Genomic DNA, 15,320 nt, shown 5'->3' on the forward strand with positions numbered 1-15,320 from the left:
TGTGAATGTGTCTAGACCTGTCTCGCTGTTCTCAGATTGGACTTTTGGCGAGTCTAAAGAATAGTCTTACCTAAGATTTAAGGCATTGCTGAATTGCGGTATGAAATGCTAAATTCGCCCTCACCCTAGCCCTCTCCCAGAAGGAGAGGGAACAAGACTTCTGGCTCCCTTCTCCCTGGGGAGAAGGGTTGGGAAGGGCCTCGCCCCACTTCGTGAGGAGGGCAATTCATACATTCATTCAGCAACGCCAGATTTAAGATCTGCTGATTCTGGAAGAACCACTCAGGTTTGTGTGGTTTCTCCTGCCAGTTGCAACACTTCGCTGTATAACCGAGGGCTAATCCGAAAGTTTGCCCGTTGAATCAAAGCATCCATCATTGGGTGAACTTTTGGAATTAGAGCTTGGCTCTTGGCAGCGAGTAAAACGCCTAATATTCCGGTAATTCGCAAGCCTTGGCGTTTCGCTTCGAGTCGTCCGAGGCGTTCGTCAATGAGTAATTGGGTTGCCTGGAGTTCTAATGCTAAAACGATCGCATTGGCTTCTCCAGGATCGAGGTTACGATCGCGCTCTAGGGTTCCGACCTGCTGCTGATCTGTGACGGAACGAACTTCTAACCAGTTAACGGTTTGTACGATTTGGGTGGCGGGGTGATTAATCCCGTTGGCTAGCAGTTCTTGGTAAACTGCATCGGGAATGATGACGGTGCCGAAAAGTTGGGGGAGCAGGTGAATGTAGCCTACTACGATTAGATTGGCGATCGGGGATGTATCACTGACGATGATCACAGTAAGCCTAGCTCTTGCAAGCCCCTGACATCTTCGTGGAGGTCTTCGACATCGTAGTGGATGTAGAGGTCACGGCTGGCGAGGAGTGCCTGGAATTCGAGTTGGGTCATGCCAAGAATGCGGCTGGCTTTGCCGAGGGTGAGTTTCTCGCGCTGAAATAGCAGCAGCACCACTTCTTGCAGCAGTTCGGCTTCGGAAAGTCCAGAGGCTTTGACTAATTCATCGGAGAGAAGCAAGCTCATAATGGTTGTGCTGAGGGTTCTGATTTGAGTATAGCGATCGCAGACTCATCTAACCGCAAGTACAGCGCGTCATCGTCTTTGTGTACTACTAATTTCACTGGGTTCTCCTACCAGAAATTTACCCTCGGTCAAATAGAAATGGCGATCGCTTTGCCCGTTGTTTCTGGTTCTGGAATGGATTGACCGTCTTCTTTGAGCGTGTCAATGTAAAGCTCGATCGCCTCTTAATTTCATTTTTCTCACAGTTCACTAAGTTGTTTCCAACAAAATTCTTTGTAAAGAATCGGGGCTTCTTTGGCTGAGATATGACACTTCAATGCCAACGACTTTTCCATTTGCGTTGTAATCTAGAATGATGCCATCGCTGACTTCTTCAGACTCGACGATCGCAGTTTCATCCAAACGCAGGTACAGCGCGTCATCTTGTTTGTGTACCACTAATTTCATTCGACTCTTCAGATCTACTCCTTTTGGGTTGAGTCACTAGATCTCTCCATAGTAAACTGTCGCAATTCTTCAAGGGTAGGCTCACTCGATTGATATCGTTCCTGAGTGTAGTCGCCGTTGCCAATCTCTAGCTGCTGAAGAAAGCGCAGCATTCCCACGACTCCTAAAGAGTCAATCAGTGCTTTGTACCCAGTTTTTCTGATTTCAGCTTGCTTTATGACTTTGATCTCTCTCTTGTAATACGTTCATTAACCAAATAACTGGATTTTCAACGAGGATGCCAATTATTTCAGGATATTGCTTGGCTTTTTTAAGGAGTCGATCGTCAGTGATCAGAAAGATATCTGCTGATGCCGATCGAGCAAAATCAAAAAGCTACTTCAGCAGACGAATGAAGCCTGCCTGTTCAAAGTGATGATCGGTTGTGAGGGCTTCTGTCAGGTTGAGATGTTGCATGATGGCAAAACTTGAGCAGTCAACTAGACTCCATTCTTTATCCATCCGAGTTGATAGAAGTTGCCATGCTGCTTCATCAAGTTCAGGACTAATATGCAGGATTTCAACATGAGGTGAAGTTTTTAAGCTGTGGATAAATGAAACTGTTGTCTTTCGGGGAAGCCGCAGTGGGCTAGTTAACAAAGCAACCAGTTCAGCGATCACGTAGTTGGTTGTAATGAGCTTCTGATTTTGTTGGCGTGCGAGCCGATATAGTGTGGCAGTCAGACTATGAGAGGGCTGAGACACATCAACTAGGTTTCCCCAACCGGATGTATCGGCAAAAATATTAGGCATTAGCGGGCTTCGTTAGAGTCGATTAGGGCTTGTCCTAGATATTGGTCATGATGTTCACTCCAGTCTGGAATGCTGCTGTTGACTGCACCAATAAATTGTTCTAGGGGATCATCTACGAACTGTTGAATTGAAGCAGCTAACCACTGAATTGTGAACTCTTCAGGGGACTGACCGCGTTGTTGGGCGATTTTGACCAATGGTTGATAGAGTTCTTCGGGAATTTGTAGCGTTAATACTTGAGTCATGTTGCTCTCCTGATTTGGGTTGGTTGATTTTCATGGTTTGCCCTCGATCGTGCGAATGACAGGCAGGGTATCAAGGGCAATGAGGTTTTGACGAATGGGATGGTCTTGGGCGTAGAGGCGTTGAAAGATGGCGCGGAGGGCTTCGAGTTTGTCGCCTTTGATGTCGTTGAGAGTGGGTAAGTTTTCGGCTTGGAGCGGGTCGGCAAAGGTGAAGCCGTGGGCGTAGAGATCTTCGGGTAAGTAGAGTTCGTAGACTAGCCCGTTGATGATTTGCTCGAAGTATTCCAGCATCAGTTTGTCTTGAACTGGAATTACATGACTTTTGTTAACGAAATCACTATTCATTTGGTAGCAGTAAAGTATGTAATCAACAAATATCCCAATGAATTGAGGTGTATCTGAGTGGGCTATTGGCAATTTGGCTAAATGACCTCGTTTTACCTGTGCCAATGCCTCCCCTTTTTCTGGATTTATAACCTTTTGATAAAACCACTTCAATAATGCTGAGTTTATTAATCCAAGAATAAAACGAAGATCTGTACTGTTTTTTTGAGGAACGATAGTGTATAAATTATCTCGAACGATAAACTGACGATTATCAAGAGTTGCCACCAAAGAATCACCTGTTTGTCGAACAATAATCTTCTCTAGAGCATCATGGCTTGCAGAATATCTAGGTTCTGCAAGCCATTCGCCAAAGCTTATCCAATAGTTTTCATTCCAAAGAATTTGAAACTTTTGAATTAGACTTCCCCGTAAAAGGGGGCGAGAAGTTTTGTCTTTCTTGTGTTCAGACACGTAAGGTTTAGCATCTACAATCGCTCTAGTTTGTGGCGGTTTTCCTTTTCCAACTTGAAAAGGCTTCGTACCCTGTGTAATCTTACAAAACTGATCAAGTGTCTTGTGATGCTTTAACTTATCAGCGACAGCAGATACTTCCGAGTTTCCAAATATATTTATTGAATCTCCATTTTTTTGTTTCCATATTTTTTGTTCTATGTAGTATGCTTCTTGAAATATGAATTCATCAAAAATAACGATACCTATTCTATTCTCTTCAGATTGGCAATAGTTGGATATAATTAAAACCTCTGTATCAACAACAGCAGCAAAGACAGATGTCAAAAGATGCACTATTTGATTAATTTGTTTTTCTGAAAACAACCACTTCCTTATCTTCTTCGTCTTCAAGTTAGACAGCAATGTATTAGGAATAATTAAAGTAATACATCCGTAAGATTTTGCCAGAAAAGTAGCCTTCTCTAAAAATAGGCGGTAAGTATCAAGCGGATAATCTTGATACAAATAGTGCTTCTTAAAGTATTCTTTTTGCTTAACAGTTATTTCCGATCCATAAGGCGGGTTGCCAATCACCACATCAAACCCATCTTTTACGCCATACATCCACTCTGGGTCAAAGAAGGTTGCAGAAGCATTTTGGTCATAAGGATTCCATTGGGCAATCTGTCGCGCCGTTTGGTCAGACCAGCCTTCTGTTTTTAGCAATTCACTAATTTCAGCGCGGAGTTCTCGATCGCGCTCCCGATATTTCTGCTTGGTTCGCTGCGATCGTGCCTTAAAAATCTCATGCCGAACCCTTTTCAGTTCATTCTCTTTTGCTTCGACTTGTGGATCTCGCAAAAGTAACTGTTGAGGACGATCGATACTCATCAATGTATTTGCTGCAATAAACTTCGTCTCTAAGTTTGGCAACGGCAAAATGCCTCGATTGAGTTTAGACTCATCGACTCGTTGTTCTACAATCAGCGAGATAAAAAATCTGAGCTTGGCAATTTGCACCGCGATCGGTTGAATATCTACCCCATAAATGCAGTTCTCAATCAAAAACAGCTTGCGCGGATAGTCCATCTCGTTGTCGCCAAAATCTGCCTCAATCTGCTGCAACCGCTCCTGAAGCTGCCCCACTGCTGCATCCCGCGCCGCTTCATAAGAAATCTGCTGCGCCTGTCGAATATCTTCTAACAGAGGCAAAATTTCCCGTTCCTTCTGCTGATGCTTCCACTGCTCATTGTTGGGGTCAAGCTTGCCCAAAATAAACACCAGCTTCTGCAACAACCCCATCGGAAACGCACCCGATCCGACTGCCGGATCAAGCGATTTTAGTTGGTCGATCGCCTGGATCAAAATCACCACTTCTTGCGGCTCAAACGGTTGGCGATCGCTCTTGTAATCCAACAGTTGTCTCAGGCGTTGCTCAGTCCTCACCCTAAATCCCTCTCCCAGGGCGGGAGAGGGACTTTGAATCTGGCTCCCTTCTCCTAATTTGGAAGAAGGGTTGGGGATGAAGGCATTCTGCAAGTACACCAGCAGCGACTCATCGACCATGTAGTCCACCACTTCACGCGGCGTATAAAACGAGCCAGTCTGCTTTCGTGCCGTCACCCGCGTTTCAGAGTTATAGGCTGCCAGCAAGTTTTCAAACACCTTGCCCAACAGTTCCGGGTCTAAGGCGATTTCTTCCTCGATCGGTGTATTTTCTGTGATGGTGAACTTGTAGCTGTTGAAAATGTCAATCAGCCCCCGCACCTTAAACCGCTTATTCTTCGTCCCATAAATCTTATTCAGGTCTACATCCTGTTCCTCAGAAAAAAACAGGTAATTAGGCACAGATAGCGGGTTGTCAGCCCGATCAGAAAACCCATCCACTCGAATCGTTTGTCTAGGCTGATCAGGGTCAGCATGATCCAAACACTCAAACAAGCCACCATTGAGAAACGGCACTTGCTCAAATAACTTCAATGCCTCCTCTAGCTGTTTGAATAATGACTCATAGCGATAGACGTTATGCACCATATAGTGCTGATCGCGTGTTTTGCCTGTATGTCGAAACTTCCGGTTTTCTGGCTTGTCTAGCGTATTCATCTCCTGATTGAGCGTGGCAAAAAACAAGTTTTGCAGAATTGCCTGATAGTAAGTACTAGAGTTGGGATCGTCAAAGTGGATCAGTTGAGCGAGGCGCGATCGCTGAAACAACTCCTCTGGAACCAGCGGCTGATCTCCCAGTGATTTCTCCTTGAGAAACCAGACAAAAATCACCCGTGTAATCATCCGAATCACGCTGGTCGCATTACGAACTTCCTCATCCGTTTCTGTCCCCGCTGGAAACACCACATGCTGAGTCGCCCAAAAATACCAGTTCGACACCTCGCGAAAAAACCGCTTGTTTAGTTCCGAGCTATCTAGCGTTTTCTGCCACGCCTGATGTAGCTCAACAAAATTGGTAAACTTGTGTGCCTTGTAGAGTTGCTCTAACGACAAATCAAACAAGATCTCTAGGTGGGCACGATGGGGACTTGCAAGGGCAATATCCTTAATCAGCGTCACTTTCTCCAGCACATCTTTCGACTGATCTCGCTTATGCAAGCGCCGATTGATCATCGATAGCGTGAGTGTCTGCCCATATAAAAACACCAACATCACAGGCATAGGAAACAGTTTGTTGATCTCGCGGGTAATGCCAGCGAGTTGAGTGCGCGTGTAGGTATTGCTTTTGAGGGCGATCGCAAAAAACAAATAAGACTCAATGATCGTGTTATCTACTCTGGAACTATCGCCAAAAGAAATCCGAAGCTGATTACTGCCCGTAATTTCATCCTTTGTCAATTGGAATAGCAGGTCTACAAACCGCCAGTCTTTCAGCAACGCCGTTTCACGATTGAACGATCGCCCCTCAGCAAAGCTATTCAGAAAGCTCTGAGCCGTTGGAGTCTCTAAGCGGGTACTTTTATCAACCCGATAACCCAACGTTTCAAACAGCGATCGGGCATTGTCTGCCAGATTGCCAGTGGCAAATTTTTGCAATCTTAGTGCTATCGCTCGTTTTGCGTCAGACATCGATCGCCTCGTTATAACTGTTTTCTGAGTTCTTTCACCCGTGCCCGAAAGTCGATCTCAGCTTGAACTTCATCCTGTTGCGCTTGCTCTAAAAAACAGTACAACTCTGTTTTCTCTACCCAGGTGAATGTCGGGCTGCGATCGACTTCTGTATAAGATTCCCCTTGAAGCTGATAGATAAGCCATTCTCGCCCGTTGTAGCGCCAAAACTCAGGCACACCCATCGCTGCATACAATCGATTCTTATCAATATCAGTGTGAGTAATGTCTACTTCCACCAGTAAATCGGGAGGAGGATCTTGAGCCAGGTCAACGTTTCGCCCTGCCACTTTCGGTTGGTTCTGAATGTAATAGGCACAATCTGGTTCAGACCCTCGATTCAGATCTTCACGATCGAGAGTCGTCGATCCCATTGTTTTGATCTTCATGCCAGATTCAACAACTAGAATCCGTACAAAAAGCTCAATCAGGTGCAAGAAAAATTCGTGATTTTCTGAGGGCATGGTGATCTCTAGCGTTCCGCGATCGTAAGTCAGGCGAGCCGCACGGGTTTGGGGCAGGGCATGAAGAATTTGCTGGTAGGCTTGCCAATTTAAACCATGCAGCGTCACCCGCTTTTCACCAGAGAGAGTTCTTTGCGTTTCTAAGGGAGCAGTGCTGACCATGAAAGACCTCTAACGACCTATGCTTCATTTTGAATCACTAACCACGTAATCAACTCAAAATCAGTGGTTTTCTCAACCTGGCTCTGCACCTCTATCAGCACGGCACTGCGGCTCGATTGCAAGTTTGACAGCGATCGCTTCCGAAACGTAGTGACGATCGAGGCGATCGCCGCCTGAAGCAACTCGCTATAAACGCTCATATCGTTGCCCTGGCAAGTCTGCTGATCGAATAAGTTGCAAAGTTGTTCATAAGGCGTGGTCTTTTCGGCGCACAGCAATCGATAAATTTCCAGAATTTGCTTGGGTTGGGCAAAGGTGAATCGCACGACTCGATCGTCTCGCACATAAACCAGAAAATGAGGCTGTAACGGATTCACGGCTTCACTTCCAGAATCACCCTTCTGCCTCAAACAGAAGATGACTCCAGGTGCGATGAAGTTATAGTCAGGATGGGGCGGAACCACTGCATAGAGTCCCAATGGTGCATCTTGTAAGAGTTGGCGATTGCTCTCAATGTACTTGCTAAGTTCGAGCCGAAAATCATCCAGCGTGAACTCAGTCAACGATACCGTCTCGGTAAAATCTTCGAGATCGAGTACCTCATCTTTAAGCCGCAGCAGTTGCTTATCCCGATACTTCAGGTCATCCTGAATGATGTCTTCAACGGTTGCCAGCAGGTTATCTTCCTGAGTTGCCGCAATATCGACCAGTGCCATCCGCGCTTCCACTCGGTTCTTGAGATTGATGTATTTGTTCAGGTCTTCGGTGGGCCAGAAGTTGACCATCTGCACTGTAGAACTGAGACTGCCAATGCGATCGATGCGCCCAAATCGCTGAATGATTCGGACTGGGTTCCAGTGAATGTCGTAATTTACGAGATAGTCGCAATCTTGCAGGTTTTGTCCTTCTGAAATACAGTCTGTCGCAATTAGTAGATCAATCTCACCATCTTGTGGCATCGTCAGTATTTTGGAGCGCTTCTTGGCGATCGGAGAAAAGTTAGTCAAGATCTGATTGAACTCTGATTTGCCAAAGGTCGTTTTGTTGCGAGAGGTGTCTCCTGTCACCAAAGCAGCCTGGATATTGAGTTCACTTCTTGCCCAGCTACTTAACGACTCATAGAGGTAAACGGCAGTATCAGCAAATGCTGTGAAGATTAATACCTTCCGGTTTGGCTGATCCTGTTTATTGATCGTTGGGCTTTGCACCTTCTGGGCAATTAGCTTTTTCAACTCAGCAAGTTTGGCATCGCGATCGACCGAAATCGCTGAAGCTGAGTTGTACAGTCCGACCAACTGATCTTTGTCTCGATCGAGATCTTCTAACCATGCCTCGACATCTAGGTGTGCCATCTGGTAGATCAGCTTTTGCCCCACCTGCATGGCATCTCGCAGTTCTTCATCGTCTAGTTCGGCGATCGTCATTGGTATCGCTTCCACTTCTACACTCTGACTATGAAGGGTTTGAAACCTTGTAATCCGTTCCTGAAGTTCTTCAATTTTTTGAATGGTGTTGTCCATTGTGATGGCGAAGGCAGAAACGGAACTTTCCAACCGCTTCAAAAAGTTGACCTTCATCATGCCGATCAGAAAATGTTCGCGATCGCCCTGGCTAAACACGGCTCTGTCTCTGTCATACAGCATTTGATACTGTGGCAAAACGTATTTTGCTGGGTTAAACAGCGACAGTTGATAGTCTGAAATCTCGTCGTTGATTTTGTCGTAGGACGGAAATCGACCTCTCAAGTCAATTTTGGGATAAATCGAAAGGGGTCGAAGCCGCTCTGGAAAGCCGCCTAATTCAGCAATGCTGTCTTTGTAATATCGCTGAATGTGTTGGCGCGATCGAGCGATCGTCAGTTCATCGAGCAGTTTGAAAAAGCCAGAACTCAACTTTTCTAATAGGTCGATCGTTCTTCGTTCACCCTGCTGTTTTGCCCAATTGGTAAAGGTGCGTTGGGCAGTTGCCAGAGTTTCTTTGAGGCTAGTGATGCCAAATGACTCACGGAATGCCTCATCCCGTCCTTCTGTCAGAAAATAAAGCTGGTTCCGCAGGTCTTTTAGATCATTGTTGACCGGAGTTGCTGAGAGCAGCAGCACTTTCGTTTTAATGCCAGTCTTGAGAACATCATCCATTAACCGCTCGTAGCGACTCTTGCGAATGATCGTGCCTTCTTCATCTCGCCTACTGCTGGTATTGTTGCGAAAGTTATGAGACTCATCAATCACAACTAAGTCATAGTTTCCCCAATTGATGGTTTCTAGATTGATATCACCCGAAAGCCCTGAATCTCGACTCAAATCAGTGTGAGAGAGAACGGTGTAGCTAAATCGGTCTTTAACAAACGGGTTCAGTTCACTGTTGTTCTGAGCTTGGTAAATTGTCCAGTTCTCTCTTAGTTTCTTGGGGCAGAGTACCAAAACTCTGTAATTCAGCAGCTCAAAATATTTGATGATTGCCAGAGCTTCAAACGTTTTCCCCAGACCCACACTATCGGCAATGATGCAGCCGTTGTGGGCACGAATTTTATTGATTGCCCCTTTGGCCCCATCTTTCTGAAACTCGAACAGCGTCTGCCAAATTTCGGTATCCACGAGCTGGCTCTTTTCGCTTAGTAGTCCACTTGCATCCTGGTCTGCCAGAAACTTCTCAAAGATGTGGAATAGGGTCTTGTAGTAGATAAATTGGGGACAATGATTTTGATAAAGCTGCTCTAGATAGTGCAGAACCTCGTCTTTAACCTCCTCAACTAGGGCCTCATCGTTCCACAACTCGTCGAACCAGGTTTTTAAGTCTTGGCGATCGCGCTTGCTGTCAACTTCTAGGTTAAGTTCAAGATTGTTGCCTGCACTGCCCAAGCCCAAACCCCGCACTGTGAAGTTAGAGCTACCCATGATGGCATCCTCTACCCCATGATGATCCATGTGATACATCTTGCCGTGTAGGAGATTGACTTGCGTGACTGACCGGATTTGCACCTTCTCCTTGATCCAATCCGCACACTCTCTGGCAACTCGTTTTTGTTCCAAACGGTTTTGGAGTTGCAAGTCTTCATCTTCTATCTTGAATGATTTTTTATCCGTTCTGTCTGGGTCAAGCGATCGCACAAAACGGGGTTCACCAAATAAAAACCTCAAATCTGCGATCGCCGTTAATTCTTGCTTGAGCGCTTCAAATGCGTAGATTGTAAAATAGGCAGAAACGATCGACAAGGTAGAGTCAGACTGAATTTTAGTTTTTAGAAAATCTCCAACGGTTCCTCGACGGTGATTATCGCGAATCCCAGAAGTTGAGATGGGACTGCTTGCATTGGCTCGATTCTTTGCAATTGCCATCTAATTCGCTCCTTACACCAAAGTGGTGCATGAGGTTTTAGCCAGTCTAGCGATAAAATTCACGCGCCAGTTTTCTGGGTTATTTCAAATTTCTTCGAGTTATTTCGCGCTCTTATTGAGAATGAAGAGGTTTCTGAAAGCTGTGCCTAGAAACGACAAAAGCCAGTCAATGACTGGCTTTCATGCTATCGGAGCGACAGGATTTGAACCTGCGACCCCTACTACCCCAAAGTAGTGCGCTACCAAGCTGCGCTACGCCCCGATGTCGCTTAACAAATATAGCATAGGGGATTGCATCCATCCAACCAAGCTGTCAAAAAACTTGAAGCGTCTGAAGGGCTTGTAGGAGTTGAGCGGCGGCGGGGGCAGCCCAAAATCCTTCGCCTCGGCGACCTGTGAGAAGGATTAACCGAAGGCTGTAGGCATGAGGGTAGCCTTCAACTTCTAGCCAGAGACGATCGCTTTGGGCTTCGCAGGTGATCGTTTCTTCGTCCATCAGTTCGGTGGTCATTTGCTGCATCGTGCGGCTAAGTTGTTCGAGCAGTCGTGCGAAGTCTTGCAGTTCGGGTGCGGTAAGTTCGATCGCCCAGTGATCTGCGCCAACGAGTCCTTTAAACTCTGGGGCTTCGGCATCCCAACCGATGCGCCAATCGGTGCCGCTTTTGAGTAACCGTCCCATATTAGTTAGGGTTTGAGGAGTTGGGCCCCACTGGGTTGAGTTGGGCGATCGGGCATCACCATCGAAGGAGGTTGTGGGCTGGCGATCGGGTTTGGAATGGGTTGGCGAGCGGTGGGGCTGAAGACGTTTACTAATGCTTGAACGAGAGCATCGCGCTGTTTGCGGGTGAGACGGTTGATGATGCCACGATCGCCCTCTAAGGGATTTTTTCTTAGGGTGTTTGAGCCGGGATAGCCTGTGTCGATGATTGGCTCGTTGACTCCTAGATAGTCGCCTAGAGTCATTTTCCAATCGAGGCGATAGTTGATGGGGCGACCTTTGACATACTGGTGATAGCGGATCAGCCGACTGACGAGGGTGTTGTTGGGGTCAACTTTTTGGGTTGTGCGGTTGATGTATTGGTTTTCTAAGGGCAGGTCTGGAATTTGCTTGTAAACTTGCTGCCAGGCATCTTGAGGTCGAATGGATTGGGCGATCGCGGGAAGGGGAGTGAGATGGCCGAAGGGTGCGCTAAGGGTGAGTGAGACGATCGTAAGTGTTGCAATAACACTTTGTTGAATGGGGCGCTTGGTTAAATGACGCATAAGGCTGACTCAACTCTCTAATCTCATCACTAGTACTTTATCGCATTGAATAAGAGGAATTGAGGTTACAGTTCGTTTATCTTAAATAAGACTCGGACTGGGACTCATTATGAGTCTTATTTAAGACATTTAAGACATTTAAGACATTAAAGACAACAAAGGAGCGCTATTCGTTTTATGGGTGCTGAAGTACAATGCTGCTAGTTGGCGATGAAATGGATCGGGACTGCCAAAACGCGCTAAAAAGAGGTTCATAATTTAGTCCATTTTTAGTCCAGTCCAGTTTTTCTATTTTCGAGATAGCTCTGAAACTGGCATCTGATAAAGCTTTTGAGTAGCATCATACAGTTGGAACTTCTGTGGACTCCACAGAAGTTCCAAGCCAAGGAGAAGACTTCGAGTCTTGCGATTGACAGGCTCGACCACAATCCGCACTTGGGCGATCGCATCCTTTAATAAGTAGCACAGGGTGAATCGAGTCAACGGAGCGATTGAGATTGTGCCATCAAACTACTGAGAAACCCATTTCCTAGCTTTAGTGAACTGGTGCAGTTCCGCAATCAGTATACGATCGCCAAAAATCTTGACCTGCCCAGCATTGTCAAACCGCTAACGCTCGAACCTTACGAAAATGCTTATGCGCTAGTGATGGAAGACTTTGGTGGCATTTCGCTCAAGGAAGTGCTGAAACGGGAGGGAAACCTGGGGCACGGTTTGACTGCATTCCTTCAGATTGCAATTCAAATTGCGTCAGCTTTGGATGGACTTTATCGATATCGAGTCATTCACAAAGACCTCAAGCCCGCCAACATTGTGATTCATCCCGACAGCAAGCAAGTCAAGCTGATTGCCTTCAGCATTGCCTCGCTGCTGCCCCGCGAAACTCAAGAGATTCAGAATGCCAACGCGCTAGAAGGAACACTGGCATATCTCTCACCAGAACAAACGGGACGGATGAATCGCGGCATCGACTACCGCAGATTATCCCAACAACAGAAATCTATAAGTTCTTTACGCAATCGGATACGGTGTCAGTTTCTGATGCAGCAGCGAATCCGATTTATCGCTTTTTGCACGATCGCGTTCAACAAGCCGCCTACCTCTAATCGCAGAAGAACAGAAACAAGCCGCTCACTTGCAGATTGGACAACTCCTCCTAAGTCACACCCCTAGAGCCACAAAAGAGAAGCTGTTTAATATTGTCAATCATCTGAATCAGGGAGCCGAGTTAATGACTCAGTTGCAGGAACGCGATCAACTGATTCAACTCAATCTGCGGGCAGGACAGAAAGCGAAACTGGCGACCGCTGATGCTGCCGCGATCGAGTATCTCAACGCTGGAATTACACTGCTGCCAATCGAGGGGTGGCACAACCAGTATGCCCATGATTCTCAAGCATCGCCTCAAAGCCAACGAATCTCGCCCAGAGATCACATCACCACAGACGATGGTAATTTGCCGAAAGTAGAATGCTTTGCTGGACAATTAAATCAGGTGTTTATGAACCTACTGGCAAACGCGATCGATGCATGCAAAATACTACTGGTGTAACTTTTTAGACTTTAAAGAGGCAGACTTGTGCTGCTGAGAAAACCGATTCACCGCTTAGTATTCGCAATTTTTAATGGGTATAACACCCTTCTTTTGGAAGTCTTATTCGTTTAATCAGATACCTATCCTGAAAGATGAACGATCGGCTACTTTAAAAGCAGGGTCACTGGAGATCACCATGAGTCTTAATCAAACAAGTCGCGAACAGACAGAAGCAGGCATCAAGGCACTACAAAGCTTCTACAACGCCAGCACTGGGCTTTGGAACACGACAGGCTGGTGGAACTCAGCAAACGCGCTCGAAACGACGATCGACTATTGTCGATTAACCAATTCGCTCACTTATCGAAGCAATCTCTCCAACACTTTCGAGAAAAATAAGCGCGGTAACTTTCTCAATGAATTTTACGACGATGAGGGCTGGTGGGCACTCACCTGGATCAAAGCCTATGATCTGACGGGCGAACAGCGCTATCTAACAATGGCAAAGACGATTTTCAACGACATGAAAGGCGGTTGGGACTCGACCTGCGGGGGTGGAATCTGGTGGAGCAAACAGCGCAAATATAAAAACGCGATCGCGAACGAATTGTTTTTAGCGATCGCAGCAAAACTGCATTTGCGAACTTCAGGAGATGCGGGTGCAGGCAGCTATTTAGACTGGGCCCAACGAGAATGGAACTGGTTTAAAAACACTGGAATGATCAATCGTGACAACCTGATTAATGATGGGTTAGACAGCACTTGTAAAAATAATGGGCAACTCACCTGGACTTACAATCAGGGCGTAATTCTAGGCGGATTAGTAGACTTGTATCGCAGCACTAACGATGGATCACTAATTAGACAAGCACAAGCGATCGCCGATGCCACCCTTCGAGCCTTAGCACCTAACGGCATTCTAAGAGAACCTTGTGAGCCAGACTGTGGCAAAGATGGTGCCCAGTTTAAGGGCATCTTTATTCGCTATTTAGGCGATCTTTATCAAGTCACCCAGCAGTCAGCCTATAAAGACTTTATTTTGAGAAATGCCAACTCGATCTGGTCGAACGGCCGCAATAGTGCCAATCAGTTTGGACTCTCTTGGGCAGGTGCGTTTGACAGCGCTGATGCTGCCCGTCAGTGCGCGGCGATCGATGCCCTAAACGCCTCGCTGGTTGTGACCACCGAAGCCATCACCTATCAAGCCGAAGATGGCATCTTGCATCAGCTTGTGATTGAGGCAGCCTACACGGGCTATCACGGCTCAGGCTATATTGCCGGATGGAATCGTGAGGGTCAGTGGGTTGACTTTAAAGTAAATGCTGCGTCTACGGGTTTCTATACGCTAACGTTTCGCTATGCGGCGGCTGGAGGAAACGCTTCTCGCTACATCTATGTGAATGGAAAAAGCATCGCTGATAATCAGATTTTTCCAGGGACTGAAAATTGGAGCCGTTGGAACAGCATCACGATCCCCAACATCTCGTTGAATGCGGGGAGTAATACTATTTCTGTGATTTTTAATCGCGATAAGGGCAGCCGTAATTGGTTAAATTTAGACGAGTTAACTATTCGCTAAGAAATCTGTGTAAGGGCATGGCACTGCTGTGCCCATTGAGATTGAAAATAACCGATCGTATTTAATCCACGATCGTAAAAACTTCGGCATTGCAGAACGATGGGATGAAATGGCTGTAGGGGTAGCGCCCCCGTGCCTACCCCTGACGGAGGGCAACCACAGGGGGATTGCCCCTACCCAATCATCCCTATTCAGCAACGCCAAAACTTCTTAATCGAGAGAACGCAGCAGTTGCCGCAAAGCTGCCTCATCTCGAAGATCCACCGCTTCACTAACCCGTTGCCATAACCCTACATCGGCTCGATAAATGCTCAGGGCTGACAGGGCAATTTTGGCAGTCTGAATTCGACCCTCTGCAATCAGAGACAGCAAAAACTCGATCGCGTCATCGTGTCTGAGCATCGCGATCGCCATCAGCCCAGTTTGTTGAAGCTCTGGCGATCGGATCTGTTTCCACCAAGTTTGCAAAATCTCAACCGCCTCTGGCAATCGCGTTTCTCCCAAGGCTAGAGCGGCGACTTCTGCGAGTTCGGCATCTTCTGCGATCGCGTCTTTTCGAGCATAGAGGCAGCGAGAC

Annotated in this window: 16 protein-coding genes and 1 tRNA gene; 3 read left to right on the forward strand and 14 right to left on the reverse strand. The window is 46.6% G+C overall.

Features of this window, described 5'->3' with window-relative positions; all coding sequences use genetic code 11:
- Window positions 1-282 precede the first annotated feature (282 nt).
- The 13 genes from BRW63_RS04510 to BRW63_RS27540 form a co-directional block, all read right to left on the reverse strand.
- Window positions 283-786, reverse strand: a complete 504-nt coding sequence (locus BRW63_RS04510) for a DUF3368 domain-containing protein (RefSeq protein ID WP_073069725.1) — start codon at window positions 784-786, stop codon at window positions 283-285.
- Window positions 783-1,028 carry a UPF0175 family protein gene (locus BRW63_RS04515; RefSeq protein ID WP_073069726.1) on the reverse strand — a complete coding sequence of 82 codons (246 nt, stop codon included), beginning with the start codon at window positions 1,026-1,028 and terminating at the stop codon, window positions 783-785. Before BRW63_RS04515 ends, BRW63_RS04510 begins: the two co-directional genes overlap by 4 nt.
- A gap of 249 nt (window positions 1,029-1,277) precedes the next feature.
- Entirely contained in the window at window positions 1,278-1,475 is a 198-nt protein-coding gene (locus tag BRW63_RS04520; RefSeq protein ID WP_073069727.1) for a DUF2283 domain-containing protein, read from the reverse strand.
- A 14-nt stretch (window positions 1,476-1,489) separates the two neighbouring features.
- Entirely contained in the window at window positions 1,490-1,627 is a 138-nt protein-coding gene (locus tag BRW63_RS04525) for a hypothetical protein (RefSeq protein ID WP_223257289.1), read from the reverse strand.
- A gap of 223 nt (window positions 1,628-1,850) precedes the next feature.
- Entirely contained in the window at window positions 1,851-2,267 is a 417-nt protein-coding gene (locus BRW63_RS04535; RefSeq protein ID WP_073069729.1) for a type II toxin-antitoxin system VapC family toxin, read from the reverse strand.
- On the reverse strand, window positions 2,267-2,512 hold the full coding sequence (locus tag BRW63_RS04540) for a hypothetical protein (RefSeq protein ID WP_073069730.1): 246 nt from the start codon (window positions 2,510-2,512) through the stop codon (window positions 2,267-2,269). Before BRW63_RS04540 ends, BRW63_RS04535 begins: the two co-directional genes overlap by 1 nt.
- A 30-nt stretch (window positions 2,513-2,542) precedes the next feature.
- Window positions 2,543-6,367, reverse strand: coding sequence for an Eco57I restriction-modification methylase domain-containing protein (locus BRW63_RS04545; RefSeq protein ID WP_073069731.1), 3,825 nt, complete (start codon window positions 6,365-6,367; stop codon window positions 2,543-2,545).
- Between the two features lie 11 nt (window positions 6,368-6,378).
- Window positions 6,379-7,032, reverse strand: a complete 654-nt coding sequence (locus tag BRW63_RS04550; RefSeq protein ID WP_073069732.1) for a Uma2 family endonuclease — start codon at window positions 7,030-7,032, stop codon at window positions 6,379-6,381.
- A 17-nt stretch (window positions 7,033-7,049) separates the two neighbouring features.
- Complete coding sequence (locus BRW63_RS04555; RefSeq protein WP_073069733.1) at window positions 7,050-10,367, reverse strand: helicase-related protein; 3,318 nt, start codon at window positions 10,365-10,367, stop codon at window positions 7,050-7,052.
- A 188-nt stretch (window positions 10,368-10,555) separates the two neighbouring features.
- A tRNA-Pro gene (locus BRW63_RS04560) sits at window positions 10,556-10,629 on the reverse strand.
- 51 nt (window positions 10,630-10,680) lie between these two features.
- On the reverse strand, window positions 10,681-11,046 hold the full coding sequence (locus BRW63_RS04565; protein ID WP_073069734.1) for a DUF1818 family protein: 366 nt from the start codon (window positions 11,044-11,046) through the stop codon (window positions 10,681-10,683).
- Between the two features lie 5 nt (window positions 11,047-11,051).
- Entirely contained in the window at window positions 11,052-11,630 is a 579-nt protein-coding gene (locus tag BRW63_RS04570; protein WP_073069735.1) for a hypothetical protein, read from the reverse strand.
- Window positions 11,631-11,918: 288 nt separating this feature from the next.
- Window positions 11,919-12,113, reverse strand: coding sequence for a hypothetical protein (locus BRW63_RS27540; protein ID WP_143162003.1), 195 nt, complete (start codon window positions 12,111-12,113; stop codon window positions 11,919-11,921).
- A 21-nt stretch (window positions 12,114-12,134) separates the two neighbouring features.
- Between BRW63_RS27540 and BRW63_RS04575 the strand changes: the two genes are divergently transcribed.
- The 3 genes from BRW63_RS04575 to BRW63_RS04585 all read left to right on the forward strand — a co-directional run bounded on the left by BRW63_RS04575 (window position 12,135) and on the right by BRW63_RS04585 (window position 14,743).
- Complete coding sequence (locus BRW63_RS04575) at window positions 12,135-12,803, forward strand: serine/threonine protein kinase (RefSeq protein ID WP_083582698.1); 669 nt, start codon at window positions 12,135-12,137, stop codon at window positions 12,801-12,803.
- 58 nt (window positions 12,804-12,861) lie between these two features.
- Window positions 12,862-13,182: a hypothetical protein gene (locus BRW63_RS04580; protein WP_073069736.1), complete on the forward strand. Its 321-nt coding sequence runs from the start codon at window positions 12,862-12,864 to the stop codon at window positions 13,180-13,182.
- Window positions 13,183-13,360: 178 nt separating this feature from the next.
- On the forward strand, window positions 13,361-14,743 hold the full coding sequence (locus BRW63_RS04585) for a glycoside hydrolase family 76 protein (RefSeq protein ID WP_073069737.1): 1,383 nt from the start codon (window positions 13,361-13,363) through the stop codon (window positions 14,741-14,743).
- A 210-nt stretch (window positions 14,744-14,953) separates the two neighbouring features.
- On the opposite strand, the gene BRW63_RS04590 is transcribed toward BRW63_RS04585, so the two are convergent.
- A partial coding sequence (locus tag BRW63_RS04590) for a HEAT repeat domain-containing protein (RefSeq protein ID WP_262983518.1) occupies window positions 14,954-15,320 on the reverse strand: 367 nt, incomplete at its 5' end.

This window comes from Phormidesmis priestleyi ULC007, from assembly GCF_001895925.1.
GTDB classification, from domain to species: Bacteria; Cyanobacteriota; Cyanobacteriia; order Leptolyngbyales; family Leptolyngbyaceae; genus Phormidesmis_A; species Phormidesmis_A priestleyi_A.